This window comes from uncultured Streptococcus sp., from assembly GCF_963521865.1.
Lineage (GTDB): Bacteria > Bacillota > Bacilli > Lactobacillales > Streptococcaceae > Streptococcus.
Window position 1 is genome coordinate 1 of the sequence record NZ_CAUQWY010000027.1, and the last position, 25,469, is coordinate 25,469.

Here is a 25,469-nt window from a genome sequence, read left to right on the forward strand (position 1 = left end):
CATGTTCGTCATGGTGATGACCATGTGCATCTTCATCATGATCATCATCGTCATCATCATGTGCTGGACTTGGTGTTACTGGCGTTTTACCTCTCAAATGATCTTGTGCTGCCTTGATTTGTTCTGGTGTCAAATCCTTCTTGAAGAAGTAATGATGGTGGTCACCATGTGACATGACAAAACCTGCCGCATCTTCACTGATGACTCTATCTGCATCAAAACCATGATCATGTTCATCACCATGATGGTGGTCATGATCTTCTTCATCATGATCATCATGAGCTACACTTGGTGTTGTCGTATTTGCACCTTTCAAGTGATCCTGAGCTGCCTTAATTTGGTCTGCTGTCAAATCCTTCTTAAAGAAGTAATGATTGTGGTCGCCATGAGTCATGACAAAACCTTCTGAATCTTCACTGATAATTCGATTAGCATCAAAACCATGATCATCTTCGTCCTCATGGTGGACATGTGGTGACGGATTACTTAATACAGAACTAGAAGAACTTCCTACCTCTTCCGTGTTAGAGTGTGATGGGGGATTGTTAAGAGATGACTTAGGAATATAATGATAGTGGTCCCCATGTCTTACTATATAAGCATCACCTGTATCTCTGACAATGTCATTAGGGTTAAAGACATAACCATCATCTGCTGCAGTAACACTATTATTCGGTGTCACTGATAAAGGTTGACTGAGAGCTGTAGTATTCCCTGATAAATATGCTTTTGCGGCTGCTAATTCACCTGCCGACAAGTCACTCTTAGGAATGAAATGATAGTGACCACCATGTGGTACTATATAACCATCACCTGTGTCTTTAATGATATCAGAAGCATTAAAGACATAACCATCATCAGTAGTATAACGTCCCTGTAACTTAGCTACTGATACTTCTGCGCTAGGTTCTTTCTCGTCTTTACCATGTTCTTGTTTTTGGCGATTGATTTCATCTTTTGTTCGAACATTATCAGCATGAGCTGCATCTTTTAGGTAGACATAATATTTTCCATCTACCTTGATGATATAACCACCCTTGACTTCATTGACAATATCTCCATCCTTAAGTTGGTAGTTTGGATCTTTCATCAAGAGTTCTTCACTAAAGAGAGCATCATAAGGAACTTTCCCATTGTAGTAATGATAATGATCACCGTGTGACGTCACATAGCCCTGATCTGTAATTTTAATTACAATTTGCTCAGCCTGAATTCCTTCTTTTTGACTAACCTGATTTGGCGTCAAGTTTTCAGTTTTCTGACTGGACTGGCTGCCAGCTACATAAGAGACCCGATTATTGTCCTTATTTTCTTGTGAGCGATGCTGATTCAGCGCATAAGCACAAAGACTCAAGGATACGATAACAGCTGAGCCAGCTACTATATATTTTTTACTTAATTTCATAATTTCCTCATTTCAATAAGTTTTAAAGCTATTTCATAACTTTTTTTCTCGGTTAAACAGTTTTTTCTAAACCAGTTATTTAACCATTTAATTAACTAGTAAACATTCTACCTCTTTTAAGCTTATCTGTCAAGTTTTTTAGTGAAAGATAATAAAATTATTACTTTAAAACTCCTTTCTTAGTTTTTTAGACAAGAAATTTCATCTATACTATCAATAAATAAAAGGACATTATTCTATCCAAATAATAGAACAATATCCTTTCAACTAGATTATCATTAGTCAAAATATTCTAAGGTTTAATTTGCTTAAGAGTTTTAATATCATAGGTTACTAAATCCCCATTCTTATTATAAAATTGAACACCTTCTGAAGAAAAAATAAGGTATTTAGAATCAATTTGAGCAATTTGTGATATTTTATTTATATGATCTTTTAAAGTGGCCTTATCTAATCCATAATCTGGTATATCATCGTAATCATCTTCTTTATTTTCTTCTGCTTTAGGTTTATCTTTTTCAACTGAAGGATTATTGATATGCGTATCTGCCTCATTTTGAGGTGTGCTATCCTTTGGTTTTTCATCAACTTTACCTGAATCAGCTTCTTCTTTCTTTGTTTCTGTTTTATTATCTATCGAAACTAGATTTGAATTAGAAGCAGCATTTGTTGTTTCTTTTTCTTCATTTCTTTTAGCTATCAACTCTTGAGCTTGTTTCCACTCTTTCTCTGATAAATCAGACTGATTGATACTTCTCAATGAATCACCACTAGCTTTTGGAATACTGAAAGATTTATCTGCCCAAATATAAGTTCCCTTTGCCAATACATCCTGAGGATCAAAAATATATCCATCAGGAGTTGCAAACTTGCCTTCTTTAAGTGCTTTCTGAACTTCTTCCGCAGAATGGATAATTTGCCAATTCTGCATTCCAGGACGTTTTTCAAGAGGAGTTACATTAGCAATAACAGATCCAGCATCATCATGACCTGGTTTTGACCAAACTTCAGGACGCACATCAGGATGTTGCATTACATATTTTATAGTTGCTATTTGCTCACTATTTAACCAAGAATAAGGTACGACGTGAATGTGGTCGATATGCGGAATAATGAAGGAAGTTCCAGTATCATATGTAGTATTGGCTGCATGCATAGGCAAGCTAGATACATCAACAGCTAATCTTGGTTTAATTTCTGTTTCTACAATATCATAACGATAATTATCTTTATCTTTCAGCATTAGTTCCTGCTCAGAAAAAGCTATTTGAGTAAGATCGAGTTCTTCACGTGAATAAAAATAATCTTTACCACCTTCATTGATTATATAACCAATTTTACTATTTCTAGAAATCTTATTAGTTACTTTTTTATAATCAAACTTTGGTCTTTCCTTCTCATCTGAGTGAACTGAAGAAACGATATCGTCTGGATTTTTACCAGTTTCTTGAATCCATTTAGCAACCTCATCCAATTCGAATTGTTCTAATTCACCATACCCCATATAATGGAAATGATCTCCGTGTTTAGCAATAACACCTGATTTATCAACAGAATCGATGGAATCTTTGGTAAATACGTATCCATCACTCGTATCATAAGGTTTACCATCTAAACCTTTTCCGTAAGCTTTGATTAGTTGTCCTAAGAACTTATGAACTACTTCTTTTGATACTAAAGGTTTAATATCTGTACCAATTTGATTTAATCCATTTTGACCTTTTAACGGAATTATTCTAGCAATCTTCTGCTCTAAATCAGACATTTGTGAATAAGGGATAAAGTGATAATGGTCTCCGTGAGGCACTGCGACACCATTTGCAGTACGTTTGATGATTTGTGCCGGATCAAAGATGAGTCCATCAGATTCTACATGTCGTTCTGATAAAGGTTTGGCATACAATTCACTTAAAAGTGTTGAAATGTCTTCCCCTTGATTTTGATGATAAGTTGGAGTAACAGTCAGATTTGGAGTCTCTGTCAAACTTGGTTGGGCTGGATTTGAACTGTCACTACTTGGTTTACTTGAACTTGTAGCAGAATGTGAGCCCTGTTTCCCATTCCAATAAGCTTGGGCGGCAGCCAATTCTCCTGCAGACAAATCACTCTTAGGTATGTAGTGGAAATGATTGCCATGCGGTACAACAAAAGCGTCACCTGTATCTTCAATCACATCTGTCGGACTAAAGACATACCCATCATCCGTTGTATAAGCGCCTCCAGTTCCTCGATTTGGTGCCTGCGTATTGAGATTAAAGTTTGGTTTAATGGTTGAACTTGTTTTATCTGTACTGCTTGGTTTCGTATTGTCAGAATGACTTTGAACAGACTGACCTCCAATTGGCAGATTTCGAGCCAATTTTTCTTCCAAAGCAGACATTTGTGAATAAGGAATGAAATGGAAATGATCCCCGTGAGGCACTGCCACACCATTGGCAGTACGTTTTGTAATCTGTGCTGGGTCAAATACTAATCCATCAGACTCTACATGACGTTGGCTAAGTGGCAAAGCGTACAATTCTTGAAGGAGACTATCCAAGTCCTCATTTTGACTCTCAGGAGTTGTTGCAGAATCTTGAGGAGTCTCAGATTGACTCGTTCTCACACTAGATCTTGTTTCTCCCCTGCTTGAACGGTATTCAACGGTACTTAATTGACCGCCTTTTCCAGATAAGAAGGCTTGAGCGGCAGCTAATTCACTGGCAGACAAATCACTCTTAGGAATATAGTGGAAATGATTGCCATGAGGTACGATATAGGCATCACCTGTATCTTCTATGATATCAGATGCATTAAAGATATAACCATCATCCGTTGTATAGCGTCCCTGCGCTCTGGCTGCAGCAACAGCATTATCTGTGCTTGCATTATGATTATGACTATGTTCCTGCTTCTGACGTTTAATCTCTTCTTTTGTCCGAATATTGTCTGCATGAGCCGCATCCTTAAGGTAAACATAGTATTTCCCGTCTACCTTAATCACATAGCCACCCTTGATTTCATTGACAATGTCTGAATCCTTCAACTGATAATTCGGATCTTTCATGAGGAGTTCTTCACTGATGATAGCGTCATAAGGAACTTTTCCATTATAGTAGTGATAATGGTCTCCATGAGAGGTCACATAACCTTGATCCGTAATCTTGATGACGATTTGTTCTGCGTTGATTCCCTCTCTCTTACTGATTTCGTCTGGTGTCAAATTTTCTGCCTTTTGACCAGCCTGATCACCGTCTATATAAGCAACTCGATTAGAATCTTTCTTAACTTGACCAGCTTGATACCGTCCAAGCTCATAAGAACAAACACTTAGGGCAAGAACTGCCACTGAACCTGCTACATATTTTTTATTGATTTTCATTCTTTTCTCACTTTAATTCTTCTGCTAGAACACTCATATTTTCTTCAAGGTTTTCTAGGTAAGTCTTGTCATTTTGTGGGTCTGCCTCTAAAGGATTTAGAGTTTTAAGACCCACACCTGTTGATTTGACAAGAGTTTCAGCTACTTTAGAAGAAGCGTTACTTTCTGTAAAAATCGTTTTAACCTTATAGGTTTTAACAAATTCCTGAATTTCTGTCAGTTGTCTTGGACTTGGTTCTTGTTCTGGAGAGATACCTGCAATACCAAGTTGATTAAGTCCAAATCTCTTCGCTAGATAAGAAAAGGCTGTATGCTGTGTTACAAATGTTTTTTGAGTCGCTTTTTCAAATTTAGGCTGGAATTTCTTAGTCAATTCTTGAGCTTTTTTGATAAAGGCTTGCGCATTTTTCTGATAAGTTTCTTTATGCTCACTGTCAATCTCTGAAAGTTTGTCAGCGATAATCTGGGCTTCTTCGCCAGCTTTTTCAGGATCTAGCCAAGTGTGAGGGTCATAGAGCGTTTTTTCATCAACTCCATCACCTGCTTCCACATCTTCTAGCCCTGGGACGCGGTCTAAAGTCATTCCCTCTGAAGCCTCTAAAACCTTAACTTTAGATTTTTTTAGATTTGGATCCAGACTTCCTGCCCAAGATTCGAGCGTATGAGAATGATAAACAAAGACATCTGCATCATAGATGGCTGCAATGTCATTCGCTGAAGGTTCAAAGGAGTGAATCCCACTACTTGACTGAATCATTCGAACATTATTCAAATCTCCAGATACTTCCTTGACCATAGCATAGACAGGGTAAAAACTGGTTACAATTTTCATCCCTTTCCCAGTCTGACTTTCCTTTTGGCCACAACCCCCTAAACACAAAAGAAAGACACTTAACAATACTAAAAATAAACTTTGTTTTTTCATGGATAACCCCTTAACTATTTAATTAACTGGTAAACATTCTACTCCTAAAAATTTAATCTGTCAAGCTATTTTTAGAAAAAATTTGAAAATTTCTTTCACATATAAAAATCTGCTGAATTTCAACAACTCAACAGATTCTCACTTTATATACTAAATGAAAATCAAAGAGCAAATTAGGAAGCTAGCCGTAGGTTGCTCAAAACACTGTTTTGAGGTTGTAGATAAGACTGACGAAGTCAGTCACATATATACGGCAAGGCGAAGCTGACGTGGTTTGAATTTGATTTTCGAAGAGTATTATTCTTCTATGGTAGAATGCTTATAACCATAAGTAAAGTAAATGAGACTTCCTATCAACAAAGCAACGAGGAAAGCAATCCAGGTTTCCATATTATACTGCAACATAAATGATAGACAAATAATGATTGATAAAATTGGTAATAAGGGTACCAATGGTGTTTTAAATTCTCCAGCTTTGGGCATCCCCTTTTCTCTCCGTAAGCGAATCAGGCCGTAAGCTAGCATAATCAAGTAGGCTAGGGTACAAATATTTAATAAGGCTGCGATACTAGCAAGTGGGAACATTCCTGCTGCTACTGCTGAAGCTAGACCTGTCAAGATAGTAGCATTTTTTGGCACCTTACTTGTCTTTGTTAGTTCTTTAAATACAGCAGGCATTAAGCCGTCACGTGCTAAACTATAAATCATACGCGATAGGGCATAAGTCATTGAGATACAAACCGTAATCAAGGTCAAGATAGCCACTAATGACACATAGTTAGCTGCCCAACCAATCCCAACGCTACGAAGAGCAAAGGCAACGGCATCGTCGACATTTAGATGACTATAGTGAACCACACCAGTCAAGACAAGCGTTACCAAGGCATAAAGAATGGTTACGATAGAAAGCGATAAGACAATTCCTCTAGGAATATTTTTTTGAGGAGTCTTGACTTCATCTACAGCCATAGAGATGGATTCGAAGCCTAAAAATCCGAAGAACATTAAGGAGGCACCAGCCATAATACCAGTACTAGCTCCATAGATTTGTCCAAAACCATAAGGAGCAAAATTGCTCCAATTATCAAGTTTGATATGCCAAATTCCTACTAAAACAAAGAGAGCTAAAGCCGAGAATTTCAGAATAACCAAAATTGAATTAAAGCGTAAAGCTGCTTTAGCATTGAGTAAAACAAGCGATGTCACTAATGCCAATACAAGAATAGGTAATAAATCAACAAACGTCCCTGCTTGAGGATTAAAGGTACCATTTAAGGTCTGAGGAAGGGCTATCCCGTATTGAGAGAGCAAGCCTTTAAAATAAGCTGCCCAACCCGAAGCCACACCAGATATGGCTGTCATGAACTCCATCATGGTTAACCAGCCAGCCAACCAAGCTGGAAATTCTCCTAAAATAGCATATAGATAACTGTAAGCACCACCTGTAGCAGGTACTCGTGAAGCGAATTCTGCAAAAAAAAGGGCTGATAATCCCACACATAAGGCAGAAATAACAATTGAAATCACTAGCGCTGGACCAGCAAGTGTTGCAGCTGCAGTACCTGTAATTGTAAAGACGCCTGTCCCCACCATGGCTCCGATACCCAGCAAAATCAAATCCCATAACTTCAAATGCCTGTGCATCTCCGTTTTATCCAAACTTACATTCTTTGTTCTAAATATATTCATCTTTCACTCCAAAATAAAATGATGATTCTATTTTACCATAAATATAAGAAATTTGTGAATATTTATAAAATAATTTTCTAAAAAAATCTGACTACATATTGTAATCAGATTTTTATCTATTCTAGTTCATTTCTTTAAAGGCTGCTTCTGCATCCGCATTACTGATAACACCAAATTGAATCTTTCCAATCTTTCCTTGACTATCAATCAGGTATTCTGTAGGAATGCTTCGAATTTGATAAGCTTGGAAGGTAGTTGCTTTGGTATCATAGAGAACTGGGATATCCTTATAACCTTGATCTTGGAACCATTGTGGGAATTGCTCGACAGTTTTTTCACCTTGAATTCCTGGTGCAATGACACTAAGAATTTCAAAATCGCGATCTGGTTTTGCAGCTAATTCCATCAACTCAGGCATACTTTTTTTACATGGACCACACCATGAAGCCCAAAACTTTAAGTAGACTTTTTTACCCTTATAATCAGATAACTTAACTTCTTTACCATCCATGGATTGCAAGGTGAAGTCTGGAGCATCTTTTCCAACAGCAATTTGTTGTACGGACGTTTGTTGCTGTTGTTTTGGGGCTTGTTGTGGTGCTTGAGTCTGTTTAGTTTCTTTCTCGCCACAGGCCATCAATACGGCTAATGACAAGAGGCTTAAGCCAGCAAACATTACTTTTTTCATTTGTTCTCCTTTATTCAAAAATTCCAGCTAGAACATTTACTTGTCCTAATAGTAACAAAATTCCCATTAAAATAATAAGGAAACCACCAATTTTCTTCAGTAACATCATATGACGTTTGATTTTACTAAAATAAGGCATCACTACACCAGAAGCTAGAGCCAAGACCAAGAAAGGAATGGCCATCCCCAGAGTGTAAATAAGAGTATAGATAGCTCCTTGCCAGGCGCCATTGCCTCCAGAAGCCGCAAGCGCTAAAACAGAACTTAAAACTGGACCAATACAAGGCGTCCAACCAAAGCTAAAGGTAATACCAAGTAAAAAAGCTGACCAATTACGATTAGAATCTGATTTTTTAAAGGTAAAGCTTTTTTGAACCTCTAATTTCTTAAAATGAAAAATTTCCATCTGGTGAAGTCCCAAAATGATAATAATTGTTCCCATAACATATCGAAACCAATTTGCATAGAGAATATTACCAAAGTAACCTGCACCAAAGCCTAGAATAAAGAAAATGAGAGAGATACCTGCGATAAAGCAAAGTGTTCGAATCAAACCTGACCAGAGAACCTTTCTCCCAAACAAAGAAAAACTTTTTGCGCTTTCCTGATCATCCAGCAAAATTCCAGTATAAACTGGTAACAGAGGAAAAATACAAGGGGAAAAGAAAGACAAGACCCCTGCTAAAAAAACGGAGATTGAAAATACTATCGTTTCCAATAAAGAACCAACTTTCTTAATAATTCATATCCTATTGTACTATAATCAAGTTTATTTGTATGATTTCTGCTACGCAAATTAAATCAGCCTGTATTTAAAAGATCTTTTCTGTCACCAGCTAATTCAGATTTTGCCCCCTATACACAAAAAAAGCCTATCGACCAAGCTAGAAAGCTTGATACAATAAGCTTTTTAAAGGCTGATTATTTAACAGCGTCTTTAAGAGCTTTACCAGCTTTGAATGCTGGAACTTTAGAAGCTGCAATTGTGATTTCTTTACCTGTTTGTGGGTTGCGACCTTTACGTGCAGCACGCTCACGAACTTCAAAGTTACCAAAACCGATCAATTGAACTTTTTCACCAGCTGCAAGGTAGTCAGCTACTGCTGCGAATACAGCTTCAACTGCTGCTGCTGAGTCTTTCTTAGTCAATTCTGTAGCTTCTGCTACTTTAGCGATCAAATCTTGTTTGTTTGCCATGTTAATGATTCCTCCAAATTAATTTCTAATTAACAACTATAATCATAACCTAAAATCCCTTCTAGGTCAAGTTAAAAACGCTATTTATTCGCATTTTCTTTATTTTTTTAGGAGTTTTTTAGGAATTGTAACGAACTAAAATAGCCCAAGCGTTCTCACCCGTGTGAGTTTGAATAATAGAACCTGTCTCCAATACTGAAATTGGCTTTTCAACATAAGCTTGCAAATTGTCTTTCATCTCTTTTGCCCAATCAGAACTGCCAGAATATGAAATTCCAATCTCTACTACAGAACGGTCAGAGAGCAATGCTATCAACTCATCCAACCATTTTTTAAAAGTTTTAGCTCCACGCCCTTTAACCATTGGTTGCAATTCATGGTCCTTCATCTGCATGACAACACGTATATTGAGAAGTGAGCTCAACAATCCAGTTACACGGCCAATTCGTCCACCTTTTACTAGATTTTCTAGAGTAGAAACGCCAATATAAAGCTCCGTATGATTTTTTACTTCTTCTACATGAGATAAAATTTCCTCCATATCTTTGCCTTCTTGTGCTAATTTAGCAGCTTCGACAACTTGGAATTTCAAGGCTTGGTCAGTGAAGGAACTGTCAATAACTGTTACGTCAGCAGTAGATAAACTAGCACCTTGGCGCGCTGCTTCTACAGTACCTGAAAGGGCATGGGACATATGAATAGCAAGAATCTGACTGCCATCCTTGCACAAGTCTTCAAAAACTTCAGCGAAAACACCTACAGGTGGTTGACTTGTTTTTGGAAGATTCTTAGCTTCTTGCATCAACTGAAGAAATTTACCTTCTTCTTTTAAATCAGCATCCGAATAAACAACATTATCAATCATTACAGATAGAGGCACTACCGTGATATCTAATTGCTTTACTAATTCTGGCTCAATAGTAACAGATGAATCGGTAACAATCTTAATTTTTGTCATAGTATCAATCTTTCTATTTTAGGATTCAGATTGGTTTTCTTACTTTTAATTATATCAAAAAAAGATTAAAAATCCTAATGGAGTCAATCAAATTTTCCTTAAAAATTTGATATAATCAACTTATAAGAAAAGAGGTGTCCTATGATTAAAAAAATCTATCCCATTTTAACTATTTTACTAGGTGCTGGCATTTATGCTTTTGGTCTAACCTATTTTGTAGTTCCCCATCATCTCTTCGAAGGAGGGGCTACAGGCATTACTCTTATTACCTTTTATCTTTTTGAAATTCCTGTTTCCCTCATGAATCTGCTGATTAATCTTCCTCTATTCATCCTAGCTTGGAAAATATTTGGAGCAAAATCTCTCTACTCTAGTTTGCTCGGAACTTTGGCTTTATCTGCCTGGCTAGCTTTTTTTGAGCGTATTCCCCTTCATATTGATCTTCAAGGTGATTTACTAATCACTTCCCTCATCGCTGGAATTCTGTTAGGGATTGGTCTTGGAATTATCTTTAATGCTGGAGGCACAACGGGTGGAACTGATATTCTAGCTCGTATCCTCAACAAATACACTCATTTGTCTATGGGGAAACTGCTTTTTATCTTAGATTTTTGTATTCTCATGCTCATTCTCCTTATTTTTAAGGATTTAAGATTGGTTACTTACACTCTGCTCTTTACTTTCATTGTATCCCGAGTGATTGATTTGATTGGGGAAGGAGGATACGCAGGTAAAGGATTTATGATTATTACCAAACGTCCTGACCAACTTGCTAAGGCTATTAATGATGACCTAGGAAGAGGTGTTACTTTTATCTCAGGGCAAGGCTACTATAGTCAAAAAGATTTGAAAATCATCTACTGTATTGTCGGAAGAAATGAAATTGTTAAAATGAAGGAAATGATTCATCGAATCGATCCTCAAGCATTTATCACTATTACAGAAGCCCACGAAATCCTTGGAGAAGGATTCACCTTTGAAAAAGAATAAAAAGAGGTAGTGTAGTGACCTCAGAAGTTAGACTAAATCATCTATCTTTCAGGTCACAGACAACCTCTTTTTTATTTATTTAGGCTCTTAAGACCAATTCCGAGCGACTTCTTCATCAGCCTTTAACTGATCCACTAATTGGTCAACAGAATCAAATTTTGTCATATCGCGAATGCGGTCAAGCCAATAAACCATGACGGTCTCGCCATAAATATCTTGATTAAAATCAAAAATATTGACTTCAAAACGTGCTTCTTCTCCATCAAAGGTTTCATTTTTCCCGACACTAGCCATAGCACGATACTTCTGCCTTTGAATCTCAACATCAACGACATAAACACCATCTGCTGGCATATAAGTACGGTCTAAAAGCACCAAATTAGCTGTCGGATAACCAATCGTACGACCACGAGCATTACCATGAACCACCATGCCTCTTGATGGAAGCGGTGCCCCCAAAAGTTCTCCTGCTTCTTTCACATTTCCGTCTAAAATAGCTTGACGGATACGTGTTGAACTAATCTTTCCTTTCTCATCTTCTACAGGTGGAACAATGATAACTTCTCCATCAAAGTAATCCTTTAAATCTTCTGCATTTTTTTTGTCAGAGCCAAATGTATAATCAAAACCTGCAACAATAATTTTGGCATTCATAGCCTTGATATAAGTCGCAAAAAATTCTTCTGCCGTAAGACTAGCAAATTGACTACTAAAATCAAGGAGATATAATTCTTCTACACCTTCACGCTTTAATTTTCTCTCACGTTCAGCAGGATTCAAAATATGCAAAAATAGGTCAGGATGATAAGACTCTAAAGCAATCTTTGGAGATTCATTAAAGGTCATAACGACGATAGGCAATAAATCCTTTCTCGCAGCCTTATTGGCAACACGAAATAATTCTTGATGCCCCTTATGTATACCATCAAAATAGCCGAGAACCACGACTGAATCAGATGGTGTGCCAATATCTTTTTGGTTTTTTATAGGAATAGTAATAATCATAAAATAATTATATCATAGTGATAGCTATTTCTGAACCAGAAAATCTGAAATGCTATTTTTTTAACCTGAAGTGTATCATTTTAGAAGAATTTTATTTTTGATACTCTTCGAAAATCTCTTCAAACCACGTCAGCGTCTCCTTACCGTACTCAAGTACAGCTTGCGGCTAGCTTCCTAGTTTGCTCTTTGATTTTCATTGAGTATGAAATCGTAATACAGAACAAGAAATTGAGATAAGAATCTTAAAATCAGAAAAACACATCATATCAGCTAGTTAAAACTTGATACATTGTGTTTTATTATAAAAAGATCTACTGGATTTTTTATCAAAATAAACTTCCAGTAGCCTTTTCACTGTTTATTAATAAGTTCCTTCTTCGCCTTGACTAGTCAAGATAACAGGTCCATCTTTCGTAATGACAAATTGGTGTTCATATTGACAAGATAGGCCACCATCAATGGTCTTATGCGCCCAACCGGTCTTCATATCTGTATCAATTTCCCAGTCACCTGTATTGATCATCGGTTCAATAGTCAAGACCATTCCTTCACGGAGACGAAGCCCACGACCAGCAATACCATAGTTAGGAACCATTGGTTCTTCGTGCATAGTTGGGCCAACACCATGACCAACCAAATCACGCACTACACCGTAACCACGACTTTCAGCGTATTCTTGAATGGCTGCACCGATATCACCAATGCGATTTCCAACAACAGCTTGCTCGATTCCCTTGTACATAGCTTCTTTGGTGACATCCATCAAGTTTTTCACTTCTTCGGACGGTGTACCAACAGCATAAGCCCAACAAGAGTCTGCTAGACCACCAGAGTAACTCTGAGTGTATTTTTTCATTTGCTCCACATTGTTGAAGTTTAATCTTGAGACATTCAGGTCAGATTTAGCAATAGGACCTCCCAAAACCATGTCAACCTTGAGCAAATCACCATCTTTCAAGATATAGTGACGAGGGAAAGCATGAGCTACTTCATCATTAAGAGAGCAGCAAGTAGCATAAGGATAGTCCATCATGGCACCGTCAACCCCAATCTGAAGCGGAAGGAAGTTTTCTTCCTTACAACGACGGCGAACGTATTCTTCAACTTCCCACATATCTAGGCCAGGCTTAATCAAATCACGTAAGCCGATATGAATACTTGCTAGAAAATCACCAGCCTTGTCCATAGCTTCGATTTCACGAGCTGATTTTAATGTTATCATTTTTTCTCCTAGTTTCTAATTAATTTTAACGGTTACATTTGCTTTTGAAACAATCTGATGACCATGATAAATATCATAATCAATAATAGCTGATCGTCTAGTATGGTGGATAATGCGTGCTTGAATGCGCAATATATCATCTATCTGAACAGCCTGCAAAAAGTAGATTAACATCTGCTCGATAATGAGATTGCGACCACTATTCACAACTAAATCTTGGGTCATGTGAGTCAAAATTTCAGCCAATACACCATTAGCCAAAACACCATTTTTTTCTAGCATAAAGGGTTCCACTGTAATGACTACTTCATCATGGTGATAAGAAAGCTTTTGTCCAATCTGCTCAGAAAAAGTTGGTAAAGCAGAAACTTGAGAACGGCTCATCTTCTCCATGACATCTCGTCTAGTTACAACGCCAAGCAAAGTTTGATTGCTTCGAACAACTGGTACCATTTCAAAGTCTTCAGCAATCATCCGTTGACTCACATTGGCAATATTTGTCGATAATCCAACCAAAAATAAACTACGAGACATGACCTTATCAATTGTAGTACTTGGTGATTTATCGCCCGCATCTCTCATGGTTACAACTCCAACAACAACCTGATGTTGATTAATAACTGGAAAACGACTGCTTCGACTCTTACGTACCAAGTCTAGATAATCTTTGACTGTGTCAGTCTCTCTCAGAAAACCATATTCATGACTTGGACGATAAAGCTTCTCAACTGTCAAAATATCTGTCTTGATTTGAACATTTGACAAGGCTTTATTGATCATGGTCGCAACGGTAAAGGTATCATGCTTACTTCTTAGAACAGGAATCCCTTTTTGATTGGCCAGTTTAAGGACATCATCATGAATCTGAAATCCACCTGTAACTAGAACTGCATTTTCATTTTCCAAGGCTAACAACTGAATACGGGTTCGGTCTCCGACAATCAAGAGTCCCCCATCATGAAGATAAGATAAAATATTTTGCTCAGTCATGGCACCGATTGAGAACTTACTAAATTCTCTCTCTAAACCTTCTTGCCCAGCCAGAACCTCAGAAGAAGTTACTTCTGCAATTTCTGCAAATGTTAATCTTTCGATAGCAACTTTCTGTGATTTAACGCGAATTGTTCCACTACGGGGACGAGTCTCTACAATTCCACGATTTTCAGCTTCCTTGATAGCACGATAGGCCGTTCCATCACTGACTCCCAGATGATTGGAAATACTACGAACACTGACCCTTTTACCTACTGGTAATTCCTCCAAATAACTTAGAATTTCCTGATGCTTACTCATTGAATTCTCCTTTTACATACCGAAATTCAAGATAATCCCGCATTTTTCTTGTGTAGCGATCACTTCCCTTAAACTGACGAAACAAACTAAATCCAGACTTAAGAGCAACCTTTTGGCTAGCTTCATTTTCAAGATGGGTTATAATGGATAATTGTTTTAAGTCAAATTCTTCAAAAGAAAGTTGGCAAAGTTTTTTTACAACTTCTGTCATAAATCCTTTTGACCAAACATCTTTTCTCAAAAAATAGCCAAGCTCTGCTTCTTTTTTGATTTCATCTAACTTCTCAAATTTAATAGAACCAATCATTTGTTGATTTTTCTGGTCACAAATTGCCCACACTCCCAAAGGGGACTTCATAAAATAATTCGCTAATGCATATTGACTCTCTTCCAGACTTGCCTGAGTTGGGAAAATAAATTGAAGATTTTCTGGATTCGAAGCTATCTCATGAAAGTCCTGACTATCACTAAAAAAGAAAGGACGCAAATACAAGCGATCCGTTTCAAAAAAAGAAAACATTGCTAATTTGGTCCAAATATTCATAAACACCTCTACGGTTTAATCCTCAACAAGTGTAATATCCGCTCCTAGATTACGTAATTTTTCGATAATATCAGAATAACCACGTAAGATAAACTCTATATTGGTAATTTCAGTTTGTCCCTCGGCCATCAAACCAGCAATAACTAAAGCTGCACCAGCTCTTAAGTCAGTCGCTTTAACACTTGCCCCACTCAAACCACGACCACCTGTATATAAAATATGACCATTTGTTGTTGATATATCTGCGTCCATCTTAGCTAATTCAAAAACATGGTTTACACGTTTTTCATAAATCGTATCAACAATTGTACCACGACCATTAGCTGTTAGCAACAAAGGGGTAATCGGTTGTTGCAAGTCAGTAGCGAAGCCTGGGTAAGGAGCTGTCTTAATATTGATTGCTTTCAAATTAGACTGTTCTTCTACAAAAATACTGTCTTCAGATACAGTCATTCTCACTCCCATCTCTTCCAACTTAGCGATGAATCCTTCTAGGTGTTCGTAAAGAACATTATTTATACGAATCCCCTTACCCACTGCAGCAGCTAAAGATATATATGTTCCAGCTTCAATACGGTCTGGAATTACCTGATGATGCGTTCCGTGTAAGTTTTCAACACCATCAATAATGATAATATTGGTTCCAGCACCACGGATATGGGCACCCATATTATTCAAGAGGGTAGCAACATCAATAATCTCAGGTTCACGGGCTGCATTTTCAATAATGGTACGCCCATTTGCTTTAACCGCAGCAATCATCGTATTAATCGTTGCTCCCACACTAACTGTATCCATGTAAATACTGGCGCCATGGAGTCCTGTATCTTTAGCAGATAACTTCATGTTATCTCCCTCGTAGCTAACAGTGGCACCCATAGCTTCAAAAGCCTTTAGATGTAGGTCGATAGGACGCGGTCCCAAATCACATCCACCAGGTAAACCAACAGTGGCTTCACCAAAGCGACCTAAAAGACTTCCATAAAAATAATAAGATGCACGAAGACTATTGATTTTCCCATAAGGCATTGGAATATTTTGAACACCTCTTGGATCAATCTCTAACACATCGTCATAACGATTAACGGTAGCACCCATTAACTCCATGATTTCGACAAGACTAGCAACATCAGAGATATCTGGTACACAATCCAAAGTCACAATATCGTCTGCCAAAATAATAGCTGGAATTAAAGCTACTACACTATTTTTTGCGCCACTAATGGTAATCTCACCTTGCAGGGGCAAGCCACCATTGATAACAATTTTTCTCATTTTAAATTTTTAATACTCTTTCAAAATTTCTAAAAAGGTCCTACGTTAAAGTATATCATAAATTCACCCTTTTTTCCATCATTTTCAATTATATTAGCTGAATCGTATTTGTTGGTAGCTGAGCTTTCTTAAAAAGTTATGCCCCCTGAACAGAAAAATAGCCCTTCGGATAAAATCCGAGGGACTTAAAACGTTGTTAAACCAACGGCCGAACTTTTGAATTTCAAGGTTCGGGATAAAATAGTTCACTGAACTATTTTATTTTTTCAAGTTATAGAATGATTTCAATCCACGGTATTCTGCTACTTCACCAAGTTGGTCTTCGATGCGAAGCAATTGGTTGTATTTAGCGATACGGTCTGTACGTGAAAGTGAACCAGTCTTGATTTGTCCTGCGTTAGTTGCAACTGCGATGTCAGCGATTGTTGAATCTTCAGTTTCACCTGAACGGTGTGATACAACTGCAGTGTAACCAGCTTCTTTAGCCATTTCGATAGCTTCAAAAGTTTCAGTAAGAGTACCGATTTGGTTAACTTTGATAAGGATTGAGTTAGCAGCACCTTCTTGGATACCACGTGCAAGGTAGTCAGTGTTTGTTACGAAGAAGTCGTCACCAACAAGTTGTACTTTCTTACCAAGACGTTCAGTAAGAGCTTTCCAACCATCCCAGTCGTTTTCATCCATACCATCTTCGATAGTAATGATGGGGTATTTGTTAACCAATTCTTCAAGGTAGTCGATTTGTTCTGCAGATGTACGAACAGCAGCGCCTTCACCTTCAAATTTAGTGTAGTCGTAAACTTTACGTTCTTTATCGTAGAATTCTGATGAAGCACAGTCAAATCCGATAAATACGTCTTTACCTGGAACATATCCAGCAGCTTCGATCGCAGCAAGGATAGTTTCAACACCGTCTTCAGTTCCTTCGAAACGAGGAGCGAATCCACCTTCGTCACCTACGGCAGTTTCCAAACCACGTGATTTAAGGATTTTCTTAAGAGCGTGGAAGATTTCAGCACCGTAACGAAGAGCTTCTTTGAATGTTGGCGCACCAACTGGCAAGATCATGAACTCTTGGAAAGCGATTGGAGCATCAGAGTGAGAACCACCGTTGATGATGTTCATCATTGGAGTTGGAAGAACTTTAGTGTTGAATCCACCAAGGTAGCTGTAAAGTGGGATTTCAAGGTAGTCAGCAGCAGCACGAGCTACAGCGATAGACACACCAAGGATTGCGTTTGCTCCCAATTTACCTTTGTTAGGAGTACCGTCAAGAGCGATCATTGCACGGTCGATAGCTTGTTGGTCACGAACATCGTAGCCGATGATTGCTTCAGCAATGATGTTGTTTACGTTGTCAACAGCTTTTTGAGTTCCAAGACCACCGTAACGAGATTTGTCACCGTCGCGAAGTTCTACTGCTTCGTGTTCACCAGTAGAAGCTCCTGATGGAACCATACCACGTCCGAAAGCACCTGATTCAGTGTAAACTTCTACTTCAAGTGTTGGGTTACCGCGTGAGTCTAGGACTTCGCGAGCGTAAACATCAGTAATAATTGACATTTTTTACTCTCCTTATGAGTTAAATTTTTTACACCTCTATAATACCTTAAAACCCCTCCTTTTTCAAGAAAAAACGTTATCTTTGTGCAAATTTTCCTTAACTTTATAAAGTAATCGCTTTCTTTTGTCTGTTTTATTCTAACTTTTATGATATACTGTTTTCATGACAGATTTATCAAAACAATTACTTGAAAAAGCTCATGGTGGGCCAAAATTAAATCCTGATGAGCAAAGACGCTATCTGGGTACTTTTGAGGAAAGAGTTCTTGGATATGCAGATATTGACACAGCAAATAGTCCTCAGCTAGAAAAAGGTTTTTTATCTATTTTAGAAAACCTTCAGGAAAAAGCAGAGCCATTATTTGTGAAGATTTCACCAACTATCGAATTTGACAAACAAGTTTTCTACTTAAAAGAAGCTAAAGAAACTGATAGTCAAGCTACCATTGTATCTGAAGAGCATACTTCTTCTCCTTTTGGCCTGATTATCCATAGCAATGCACCAGTTCAAGTAGAAGAGAAGAACCTTCGACTTGCTTTTGCAAAACTTTGGGAAGTTAAAAAGGAAGAACCAGTCAAAACATCCATCTGGAAGAAATGGTTTGGCTAAATCTTGCGCATATTTAATAAATGCCCTATATTGGCAGCCGTGTGCTCCAAATAGAGACTGGCATTTTTCAAACTATCTTCTAGAGGTTCATTTTTCTCCAAAATTGAAAAAGCCGCTTGGATATTCTCAAATGGTAGGAAAGGGAAATCCTCAGCAATACTACCACAAATAGCAATGACAGGAACTCCGACAGGGGTTCTTTTTGCAACACCTATAGGCGCTTTACCTGATAAGCTTTGACGATCTAGCCTTCCTTCGCCTACAACAACCAAATCAGCATCTGCAACTTTCTTATCAAAGTTGATTAGGTTCAAGCAGGTATCAATTCCCGACACGATATTTGCCTGAGCAAAGGTACACAAACCAGCAGCAATGCCTCCACCAGCTCCTGCTCCTTTAATTTCCAATGTCGCAGGTGAAATTTTTTCATAAAAATCTTGTATTGCCTGATCTACGACTGCAAACACATTAGGATCTAGGCCTTTTTGTTTTCCAAAAGTGTAAGTCGCACCTTGAGAACCACATAAGGGACTCACGACATCTGCTAAAATACGAATTTGAACATCTTCAGGAATTTCATAGCAATTTTCTGTTGAAACAGAAGCTAAGTTTAGTAAGGATTGACCGCATGCAGGCAAGACATTTCCATCCCTATCATAAAATCGATAACCTAAACCAGCAGCGATCCCAATTCCTCCGTCATTACTGGCCGTGCCACCAACACCGATATAGATTTCTTTAATCCCTTGAGCAATGAGATGACGAATCAACTCTCCAATACCACAAGTTTGGATTTGCAGTGGATTTCGTTTCTCTAGCGGAATTTTTCCAAGGCCAATCAAGTCGGCAACTTCAAATAGCACCAGTTGACTTTTTTGAAAATAGCGCATGGCTTCTTTTTGTCCAAAAGGTCCTGTAACTTGAATCCATTTTTCTTCAAGGTCAATAGAATGCCGAATAGCATCTACTGTACCTTCGCCACCATCACCAACAGGGCAGAGGAGACATTCTACATCTGCTATCGATTGTTGGAAACCTCTTTTAATAGCTTCAGCCACCTCTTCAGCTGTCAAGCTTTCCTTAAACGAATCTGGTGCAATTACAATCTTCATGTTTTCCCTCATTCTAAACAGTCAATCAAAGGAAGCACTTCTAAAAAATCCCTCTTATCAACATGATTCGGTATTTCTTTTTTGAGCACTTCTTTGGCACAAAAGGCGATTCCTAGCCCCGCAGACTTCAACATTAATAAATCATTGGCTCCATCACCGATTGCAACCGTTCTTTCTCTAGGAAGTTGCAGTTCCTTTCTCCATTGTTCTAGAGTCCCTTTTTTAACCTGGGAACTGATAATTTGTCCAACTAATTTTCCTGTTAGAAGACCATCTTTGACTTCAAGTTGATTAGCAGAGAAATAGGCAATGTCGAGGGATTTTGCTAATCTCGCAACTATTGGTATAAATCCACCAGACACCAGACCAACTAAAATGCCTTTCTTTTGGAGAATTGAGATGAATTCTTGGGCATTTGGAGATAGATGAATAGAGTTGAAGACTTTATCAAAGACCGAAATAGAAAGGCCTTCCAACAAGGACACTCTTTTTCTTAAACTGCTTTCAAAGTCTATCTCTCCTCTCATTGCCTGACTTGTAATCTGCGAAATTTCCTCCTCACAACCTGCCTCTCTACCCAACAAATCAATCACTTCTTCTAAGATTAAGGTTCCATCAACATCCATAACACACAAACCTTTTACTTGAGACATCAGTTCTCCTCTCTAAACAGCCTAAAAATCGTATGAAGTCATCATACGATTTTATCTATTAATTAACTAAACTATGGTACAAGTCAAGGTATGACTTGCAGGCTGTATCCCATGAGAAATCACACTCCATAGCTTGTTTTTGTAGATTTCTCCAAACGTCAGGATGGTTTCTATACAAGTCCAAAGCTGTTTGGAAAGTCCAATTTAACCAGTAAGGAGATAGATTGTCAAAGCTAAAACCTGTACCGCTTCCTTCGATTGGATTGAAAGAGCGAACGGTATCTCGCAAGCCACCAACTTCATGGACCAATGGCAAGGTTCCATAACGCATAGCCATCATTTGAGACAAGCCACACGGTTCAAAACGACTCGGCATGAGGAAGAGGTCACAAGCAGCATAGATTTCTTGAGCTAGTTTGACATCAAAAGTGATATTTGCTGATAACTTGTCTGGGTATATTTGAGCAAACCATGAGAAAGCTCCTTCAAAGGCTGGATCGCCAGTTCCCAAAAGAACAATCTGAACATCTTCTTGCAAGATATGGTGCAGACTTTCCACCACCACATCAAAACCTTTTTGACGTGTCAAACGAGAAACAATTCCCACCAGCGGAACGTCAGATCTAACTGGCAAGCCAACTCTCTCTTGTAATTTTGCCTTGTTTTGGGCTTTCCCAGACAAATCTTCCTGATTAAAATGATAGTCTAAAAGGGCATCCGTCTGAGGATTATACAGGTCAGCATCAATCCCATTCACGATACCAGATACCTTACCAGACTCCATTCGAAGAATCTGATCCAAGTTACATCCAAACTGACTAGTCATAATTTCATGAGCATAGCTAGGCGAAACGGTTGAAACACGATCCGCATAGAGAATACCTGCTTTCATCCAGTTCAGACAGTTGTTCCATCGAAGGGTGCCATCAGCATAACGCTCAAAGCCAACTCCAAACAAATCCCATAACATTCCTTCTGAAAATTGTCCTTGGAATTCCAAATTATGAATGGTTAAAACAGTTTTAATGCCCTCATAGGCTTGAATCCAACGATATTTTTCCTTTAACAAGAACGGAATCATAGCTGTATGATAGTCATGAACATGGAGAAGATCAGGGATAAAGTCAATCCTTTCCATTGCCTCAATGGCAGCAAGTTGGAAGAAAGCAAAGCGTTCTCCGTCATCAAAATCACCGTAAACATGACCACGGAAAAAATAATATTGATTGTCAATAAAGTAGAAGGTTACACCATTTAATACTGTTTTCTTAATTCCACAGTACTGTTTGCGCCAGCCAACGCTCACCTCAAAATGAAGAACATCTTCAATCTGGTTTCCAAATTTAGCCTCTACCATGTCATAGTAGGGGAGAATCACTGCAACTTCATGTCCCGCTTTTACTAGTGATTTAGGAAGAGCGCCAATGACGTCTCCCAAACCACCTGTTTTTGAAAAGGGTGCACCCTCAGCTGCTACAAATAAAATTTTCATGAATGAATATCCTCTGTTACTTTAGCACCTTTCTTAACGACGACTGGATGTTCTGCAGTGCCTCGAATCACAACGCCATCCGCAACTTCCACACCCTTGTCCAAGATAGCATATTCGACCTGAGCACCTTCTCCAATAACAACACGAGGGAAGAGTAGACTATCTTTAACCAAGCTATCCTTATGTACATGAATATTACGTGATAGAACAGAATTAGTCACTTGACCTTCAATGATACTACCAGACGCAAATTGAGAAGTACTTACCTTAGATGTATTGGCATAATAAGTTGGTTCTTCGTTCTTAACCTTTGTATAAATCTTTTGGTTTGGTGAGAAAAGAGAGTAGAATTTTTGCGATTCAAGCATATCTTTATTAGCTTGGTAATAAGACTCTACAGAATGAATATTTGCAAGGTAGCCTGTATACTCGTAGGCAAAAGCTCCTTCTTTAGCAGCTAAATCACGTAAAACATAGCGCAATTTCTCTGGATGGTCTTTTTTAGCCTCTTCTTCCAAACGTTCAATCAACCAAGGTGTATCAACAACAAAAATATCTGTAGACATATTGAATATTTCTTCTGTTGATTTTCTATCAAATAGCGTGTGAGAACGAACATGGTCTGTTTCATCTACTTCCAAGATTGCGTTCACTTCTGAAATATCTTTCTTAGGAAGTTTCTTATAAACAACTGTAATAGGTCCCTTCGTTGTGTTATGAAGGTGGAATACTTGGTTCAAATCAATATTAATTAAGACATCACAGTTAAGTGATACTGTTTGGTTTGACCCAGAGCGTTTTAAATAGGTGAGCAACTGTTGGTAGTATTCTTTTCCTACTGTGCTACTCTCAACGCGTGTATTATAAATTCCTAGATAATAGTGACTAAGAAGAGTTGACAAGCCCCACTCACGCCCTGAACGGATATGGTCAAAAACAGAACTAATATTATCCTGCTGAAAAATACCAAAAACACTGCGAACACCAGCATTGGCAAGACTTGAGAGCGGGAAGTCAATCAAACGATATTTACCGCCAAATGGCAAACTAGCTACTGGACGGTGGTCTGTCAATGTTGACATATCATGAAAACCAACTGTGTTTCCTAAAATGGCAGAATATTTATCAATCTTCATCTGTTGCTACCCCCACTACTTCATTATATCCTACAACTTGTACTTCTTCTGTTCCATCAATTTCGACACCATCAGAAATAACTGCACCTTCACCAATAATGGCACGTTTGATTTTAGCTCCGTGTCCAATAATGGCTCCACTCATGATAACTGAATCTACTACTTCTGCTCCTTCGCGAACTTGCGCCCCTGTTGAAAGGATAGAGTGTTTAACCGTTCCATCAACAAAACATCCGTCTACAACCAAGGAATCTTCCACATGAGCATTGGCCCCAAGGAAGTTTGGTGGTGAAATTAAGTTTCTTGAGTAAATCTTCCATTGACGGTTACGGCTGTCCAAGGCATTTTCTGGAGAAATGTACTCCATGTTCGCTTCCCAAAGCGACTCAATAGTACCAACGTCTTTCCAATAACCATTAAATTCGTAAGCATAGACACTTTCACCTGACTCAAGGTAATTTGGAATGACATTTTTACCGAAGTCTGACATATCGACATTGCTCTTTTCAGCAGCGACTAACATATTGCGGAGACGTTGCCAATCAAAAATATAAATCCCCATAGAGGCTTTGGTAGATTTAGGTTGGGCTGGTTTCTCTTCAAATTCTACAATACGATTGTTAGCATCTGTATTCATGATACCAAAACGGCTAGCTTCTTTAAGAGGAACATCAAGAACAGCTACTGTCAGGCTGGCATTATTATCCTTGTGAGACTGGAGCATAGCATCGTAGTCCATCTTATAGATATGGTCACCCGAAAGAATCAAAACATACTCAGGATTGACACTATCGATGTAGTCGATATTTTGATAAATAGCGTGACTAGTTCCTTCAAACCAACGATTTCCTTCACTTGCAGAATAAGGTTGAAGAATAGAGACACCAGAATTGATACCATCTAGTCCCCAGCTTGAACCATTCCCGATATGATTGTTGAGAGCAAGTGGTTGGTACTGTGTGATAACTCCAACATTGTGAATGCCTGAGTTGGCACAGTTTGAGAGAGCAAAGTCAATGATACGGTAGCGCCCACCAAATTGCACAGCTGGTTTTGCGATGCTTTGAGTAAGTTTACCGAGACGAGTTCCTTGCCCACCAGCAAGTATCAAAGCTAACATTTCATTCTTCATTTTCTACTCCTTTTTGGTTTTTACTTGTGACAGTTTTATCAGATTTCAAGCGACGCTTGATTTTCCATACACTAGCTCCCATAGCAGGTAAGGTAAAAGTCAAGGTCTGCTCATAATCCTTCCATAGTCCTTCTTGCGTTTGAACAGTTTGATTGTGTTCTTTCCAGACACCTCCCCACTCTTCTAACTCAGTATTCCATACTTCCTGATAAATACCTGCAACAGGAAGTCCGATTGTAAAATCTTTTCGTTCAACAGGTGCCATATTAAAGACACAGACTAACATGTCGCCCTTTTTACCCTTACGGATGAAGGACAGAACACTCTGGTCTCGATTATCCGCATCAATGATTTCAATACCATCATAGCTAGTATCAATTTCCCACAAACAGCGGTGGTCTTTGTAAAACTGGTTTAGCTGAGAAGTGAAATACTTCATCTTAGCATTCATTGGATCTTCTAGATTAGACCATTCCAACTGTTCTTCAGATTTCCATTCTAGGAATTGCCCATATTCACTACCCATGAAGAGCAATTTTTTACCTGGGTGACAAATTTGGTAGGTGTAAAGATTACGCAAGCCTGCGAATTGATTGTAGCGATCTCCCCACATCTTGTGCATCATACTCTTCTTGCCATGAACCACTTCATCATGCGAGAATGGTAGGAGATAATTCTCCTTGAAGACATACATAAAGCTGAAAGTCACCAGGTTAAAGTCGTATTTACGATAAATCGGATCTTCTTCGTAGAATCGGAGGATATCATTCATCCAACCCATATTCCATTTATAATCAAAGCCAAGACCATCTGAATCCTTGGTGTCAGTAATCTGAGTAGCTGATGAACTTTCCTCAGCTATCATCATAACATCTGGATGAGCTTGTTTAATGACATCATTCAAACGTTTTAAGAAATAATATCCTTCATAGTTGAGATTACCACCATCTTTATTAGGTGTCCATGGAGCGTCATCGTAGTCAAGATAGAGCATGTTGCTAACCGCATCCACTCGAATACCGTCCAAATGGTAAAAGTCAATCCAAAACTTAATACTAGAAATCAAGAAAGACTGGACTTCATTTTTTCCAAGGTCAAAATTGAGTGCTCCCCAACCGTAGTTATGAGCCTTATTATGGTCTTGGTATTCAAAAGTAGGCGTCCCATCATAATAGGCCAAGGCATCATCATTGATAGTAAAGTGACCAGGTACCCAGTC

At 38.3% G+C, this 25,469-nt stretch carries 22 protein-coding genes; 2 read left to right on the forward strand and 20 right to left on the reverse strand.

What is annotated here, in order from left to right; all coding sequences use genetic code 11:
* The 8 genes from RWO85_RS07510 to RWO85_RS07545 all read right to left on the reverse strand — a co-directional run.
* Nucleotides 1–1,405, reverse strand: a 1,405-nt coding sequence (locus tag RWO85_RS07510; RefSeq protein WP_314415064.1) for a pneumococcal-type histidine triad protein, incomplete at its 3' end; no start/stop codon positions are given.
* A gap of 292 nt (nucleotides 1,406–1,697) precedes the next feature.
* Nucleotides 1,698–4,766: a pneumococcal-type histidine triad protein gene (locus RWO85_RS07515; protein ID WP_314415066.1), complete on the reverse strand. Its 3,069-nt coding sequence runs from the start codon at nucleotides 4,764–4,766 to the stop codon at nucleotides 1,698–1,700.
* A gap of 7 nt (nucleotides 4,767–4,773) precedes the next feature.
* A complete protein-coding gene (adcAII, locus tag RWO85_RS07520; RefSeq protein ID WP_314415068.1) occupies nucleotides 4,774–5,691 on the reverse strand; it encodes a zinc-binding lipoprotein AdcAII in 918 nt (305 codons plus the stop codon).
* Nucleotides 5,692–5,988: 297 nt separating this feature from the next.
* Nucleotides 5,989–7,380, reverse strand: coding sequence for an amino acid permease (locus tag RWO85_RS07525; protein ID WP_314415070.1), 1,392 nt, complete (start codon nucleotides 7,378–7,380; stop codon nucleotides 5,989–5,991).
* 121 nt (nucleotides 7,381–7,501) lie between these two features.
* Complete coding sequence (gene sdbB / locus RWO85_RS07530; RefSeq protein ID WP_314415072.1) at nucleotides 7,502–8,068, reverse strand: thiol-disulfide oxidoreductase-associated lipoprotein SdbB; 567 nt, start codon at nucleotides 8,066–8,068, stop codon at nucleotides 7,502–7,504.
* Nucleotides 8,069–8,078: 10 nt separating this feature from the next.
* Entirely contained in the window at nucleotides 8,079–8,786 is a 708-nt protein-coding gene (gene ccdA2, locus RWO85_RS07535) for a thiol-disulfide oxidoreductase-associated membrane protein CcdA2 (RefSeq protein WP_102210824.1), read from the reverse strand.
* A 203-nt stretch (nucleotides 8,787–8,989) separates the two neighbouring features.
* Nucleotides 8,990–9,265 carry an HU family DNA-binding protein gene (locus tag RWO85_RS07540; protein WP_001284637.1) on the reverse strand — a complete coding sequence of 92 codons (276 nt, stop codon included), beginning with the start codon at nucleotides 9,263–9,265 and terminating at the stop codon, nucleotides 8,990–8,992.
* Nucleotides 9,266–9,383: 118 nt separating this feature from the next.
* A complete protein-coding gene (locus RWO85_RS07545) occupies nucleotides 9,384–10,223 on the reverse strand; it encodes a DegV family protein (RefSeq protein ID WP_314415073.1) in 840 nt (279 codons plus the stop codon).
* Between the two features lie 141 nt (nucleotides 10,224–10,364).
* On the opposite strand from RWO85_RS07545, the gene RWO85_RS07550 reads away from it, so the two are divergent.
* Entirely contained in the window at nucleotides 10,365–11,213 is an 849-nt protein-coding gene (locus RWO85_RS07550; RefSeq protein ID WP_314415075.1) for a YitT family protein, read from the forward strand.
* An 87-nt stretch (nucleotides 11,214–11,300) separates the two neighbouring features.
* Here the strand turns inward: RWO85_RS07550 and RWO85_RS07555 are convergent, their stop codons facing one another.
* The 6 genes from RWO85_RS07555 to eno all read right to left on the reverse strand — a co-directional run bounded on the left by RWO85_RS07555 (nucleotide 11,301) and on the right by eno (nucleotide 18,115).
* Nucleotides 11,301–12,218: a bifunctional riboflavin kinase/FAD synthetase gene (locus RWO85_RS07555; RefSeq protein WP_314415076.1), complete on the reverse strand. Its 918-nt coding sequence runs from the start codon at nucleotides 12,216–12,218 to the stop codon at nucleotides 11,301–11,303.
* Nucleotides 12,219–12,579: 361 nt separating this feature from the next.
* Nucleotides 12,580–13,440, reverse strand: a complete 861-nt coding sequence (locus RWO85_RS07560; RefSeq protein ID WP_314415077.1) for a methionyl aminopeptidase — start codon at nucleotides 13,438–13,440, stop codon at nucleotides 12,580–12,582.
* A 15-nt stretch (nucleotides 13,441–13,455) separates the two neighbouring features.
* Nucleotides 13,456–14,733, reverse strand: a complete 1,278-nt coding sequence (gene spxR, locus RWO85_RS07565) for a CBS-HotDog domain-containing transcription factor SpxR (protein ID WP_314415079.1) — start codon at nucleotides 14,731–14,733, stop codon at nucleotides 13,456–13,458.
* Complete coding sequence (locus RWO85_RS07570) at nucleotides 14,726–15,277, reverse strand: GNAT family N-acetyltransferase (protein ID WP_314415081.1); 552 nt, start codon at nucleotides 15,275–15,277, stop codon at nucleotides 14,726–14,728. Before RWO85_RS07570 ends, spxR begins: the two co-directional genes overlap by 8 nt.
* Nucleotides 15,278–15,292: 15 nt before the next feature.
* A complete protein-coding gene (locus tag RWO85_RS07575) occupies nucleotides 15,293–16,552 on the reverse strand; it encodes a UDP-N-acetylglucosamine 1-carboxyvinyltransferase (RefSeq protein WP_314415082.1) in 1,260 nt (419 codons plus the stop codon).
* A 258-nt stretch (nucleotides 16,553–16,810) separates the two neighbouring features.
* Nucleotides 16,811–18,115, reverse strand: a complete 1,305-nt coding sequence (gene eno, locus RWO85_RS07580; protein WP_000022813.1) for a surface-displayed alpha-enolase — start codon at nucleotides 18,113–18,115, stop codon at nucleotides 16,811–16,813.
* Between the two features lie 163 nt (nucleotides 18,116–18,278).
* Between eno and RWO85_RS07585 the strand changes: the two genes are divergently transcribed.
* Nucleotides 18,279–18,725 (forward strand): DUF1694 domain-containing protein, encoded by a 447-nt coding sequence (locus RWO85_RS07585; protein WP_314415085.1) that lies wholly within the window; start codon nucleotides 18,279–18,281, stop codon nucleotides 18,723–18,725.
* On the opposite strand, the gene RWO85_RS07590 is transcribed toward RWO85_RS07585, so the two are convergent.
* The 6 genes from RWO85_RS07590 to glgB all read right to left on the reverse strand — a co-directional run.
* On the reverse strand, nucleotides 18,722–19,837 hold the full coding sequence (locus RWO85_RS07590) for a glycerate kinase (RefSeq protein ID WP_314415086.1): 1,116 nt from the start codon (nucleotides 19,835–19,837) through the stop codon (nucleotides 18,722–18,724). The genes RWO85_RS07585 and RWO85_RS07590 overlap by 4 nt on opposite strands.
* A gap of 8 nt (nucleotides 19,838–19,845) precedes the next feature.
* Complete coding sequence (gene serB, locus RWO85_RS07595; RefSeq protein ID WP_314415087.1) at nucleotides 19,846–20,490, reverse strand: phosphoserine phosphatase SerB; 645 nt, start codon at nucleotides 20,488–20,490, stop codon at nucleotides 19,846–19,848.
* Between the two features lie 58 nt (nucleotides 20,491–20,548).
* Complete coding sequence (gene glgA, locus RWO85_RS07600) at nucleotides 20,549–21,982, reverse strand: glycogen synthase GlgA (protein WP_314415088.1); 1,434 nt, start codon at nucleotides 21,980–21,982, stop codon at nucleotides 20,549–20,551.
* Nucleotides 21,979–23,118, reverse strand: coding sequence for a glucose-1-phosphate adenylyltransferase subunit GlgD (glgD, locus tag RWO85_RS07605; RefSeq protein ID WP_314415090.1), 1,140 nt, complete (start codon nucleotides 23,116–23,118; stop codon nucleotides 21,979–21,981). Before glgD ends, glgA begins: the two co-directional genes overlap by 4 nt.
* Nucleotides 23,108–24,250: a glucose-1-phosphate adenylyltransferase gene (locus RWO85_RS07610; RefSeq protein ID WP_000787249.1), complete on the reverse strand. Its 1,143-nt coding sequence runs from the start codon at nucleotides 24,248–24,250 to the stop codon at nucleotides 23,108–23,110. Before RWO85_RS07610 ends, glgD begins: the two co-directional genes overlap by 11 nt.
* Nucleotides 24,240–25,469: 1,4-alpha-glucan branching protein GlgB (gene glgB / locus RWO85_RS07615; RefSeq protein ID WP_314415092.1), on the reverse strand; the 1,230-nt coding region annotated here is incomplete at its 5' end. The genes RWO85_RS07610 and glgB, both read right to left, overlap by 11 nt.

Coding starts and splice junctions, on each gene's coding strand:
- glgD (WP_314415090.1), bottom strand. CDS start 23,118: ATGAAGATTGATAAATATTCTGCCATTTTAGGAAACACAGTTGGTTTT.
- sdbB (WP_314415072.1), bottom strand. CDS start 8,068: ATGAAAAAAGTAATGTTTGCTGGCTTAAGCCTCTTGTCATTAGCCGTA.
- RWO85_RS07540 (WP_001284637.1), bottom strand. CDS start 9,265: ATGGCAAACAAACAAGATTTGATCGCTAAAGTAGCAGAAGCTACAGAA.
- spxR (WP_314415079.1), bottom strand. CDS start 14,733: ATGAGTAAGCATCAGGAAATTCTAAGTTATTTGGAGGAATTACCAGTA.
- adcAII (WP_314415068.1), bottom strand. CDS start 5,691: ATGAAAAAACAAAGTTTATTTTTAGTATTGTTAAGTGTCTTTCTTTTG.
- RWO85_RS07545 (WP_314415073.1), bottom strand. CDS start 10,223: ATGACAAAAATTAAGATTGTTACCGATTCATCTGTTACTATTGAGCCA.
- eno (WP_000022813.1), bottom strand. CDS start 18,115: ATGTCAATTATTACTGATGTTTACGCTCGCGAAGTCCTAGACTCACGC.
- serB (WP_314415087.1), bottom strand. CDS start 20,490: ATGTCTCAAGTAAAAGGTTTGTGTGTTATGGATGTTGATGGAACCTTA.
- RWO85_RS07570 (WP_314415081.1), bottom strand. CDS start 15,277: ATGAATATTTGGACCAAATTAGCAATGTTTTCTTTTTTTGAAACGGAT.
- RWO85_RS07555 (WP_314415076.1), bottom strand. CDS start 12,218: ATGATTATTACTATTCCTATAAAAAACCAAAAAGATATTGGCACACCA.
- RWO85_RS07585 (WP_314415085.1), top strand. CDS start 18,279: ATGACAGATTTATCAAAACAATTACTTGAAAAAGCTCATGGTGGGCCA.
- RWO85_RS07515 (WP_314415066.1), bottom strand. CDS start 4,766: ATGAAAATCAATAAAAAATATGTAGCAGGTTCAGTGGCAGTTCTTGCC.
- RWO85_RS07550 (WP_314415075.1), top strand. CDS start 10,365: ATGATTAAAAAAATCTATCCCATTTTAACTATTTTACTAGGTGCTGGC.
- RWO85_RS07590 (WP_314415086.1), bottom strand. CDS start 19,837: ATGAAGATTGTAATTGCACCAGATTCGTTTAAGGAAAGCTTGACAGCT.
- RWO85_RS07575 (WP_314415082.1), bottom strand. CDS start 16,552: ATGAGAAAAATTGTTATCAATGGTGGCTTGCCCCTGCAAGGTGAGATT.
- glgA (WP_314415088.1), bottom strand. CDS start 21,982: ATGAAAATTTTATTTGTAGCAGCTGAGGGTGCACCCTTTTCAAAAACA.
- RWO85_RS07560 (WP_314415077.1), bottom strand. CDS start 13,440: ATGATAACATTAAAATCAGCTCGTGAAATCGAAGCTATGGACAAGGCT.
- RWO85_RS07610 (WP_000787249.1), bottom strand. CDS start 24,250: ATGAAGAATGAAATGTTAGCTTTGATACTTGCTGGTGGGCAAGGAACT.
- RWO85_RS07525 (WP_314415070.1), bottom strand. CDS start 7,380: ATGAATATATTTAGAACAAAGAATGTAAGTTTGGATAAAACGGAGATG.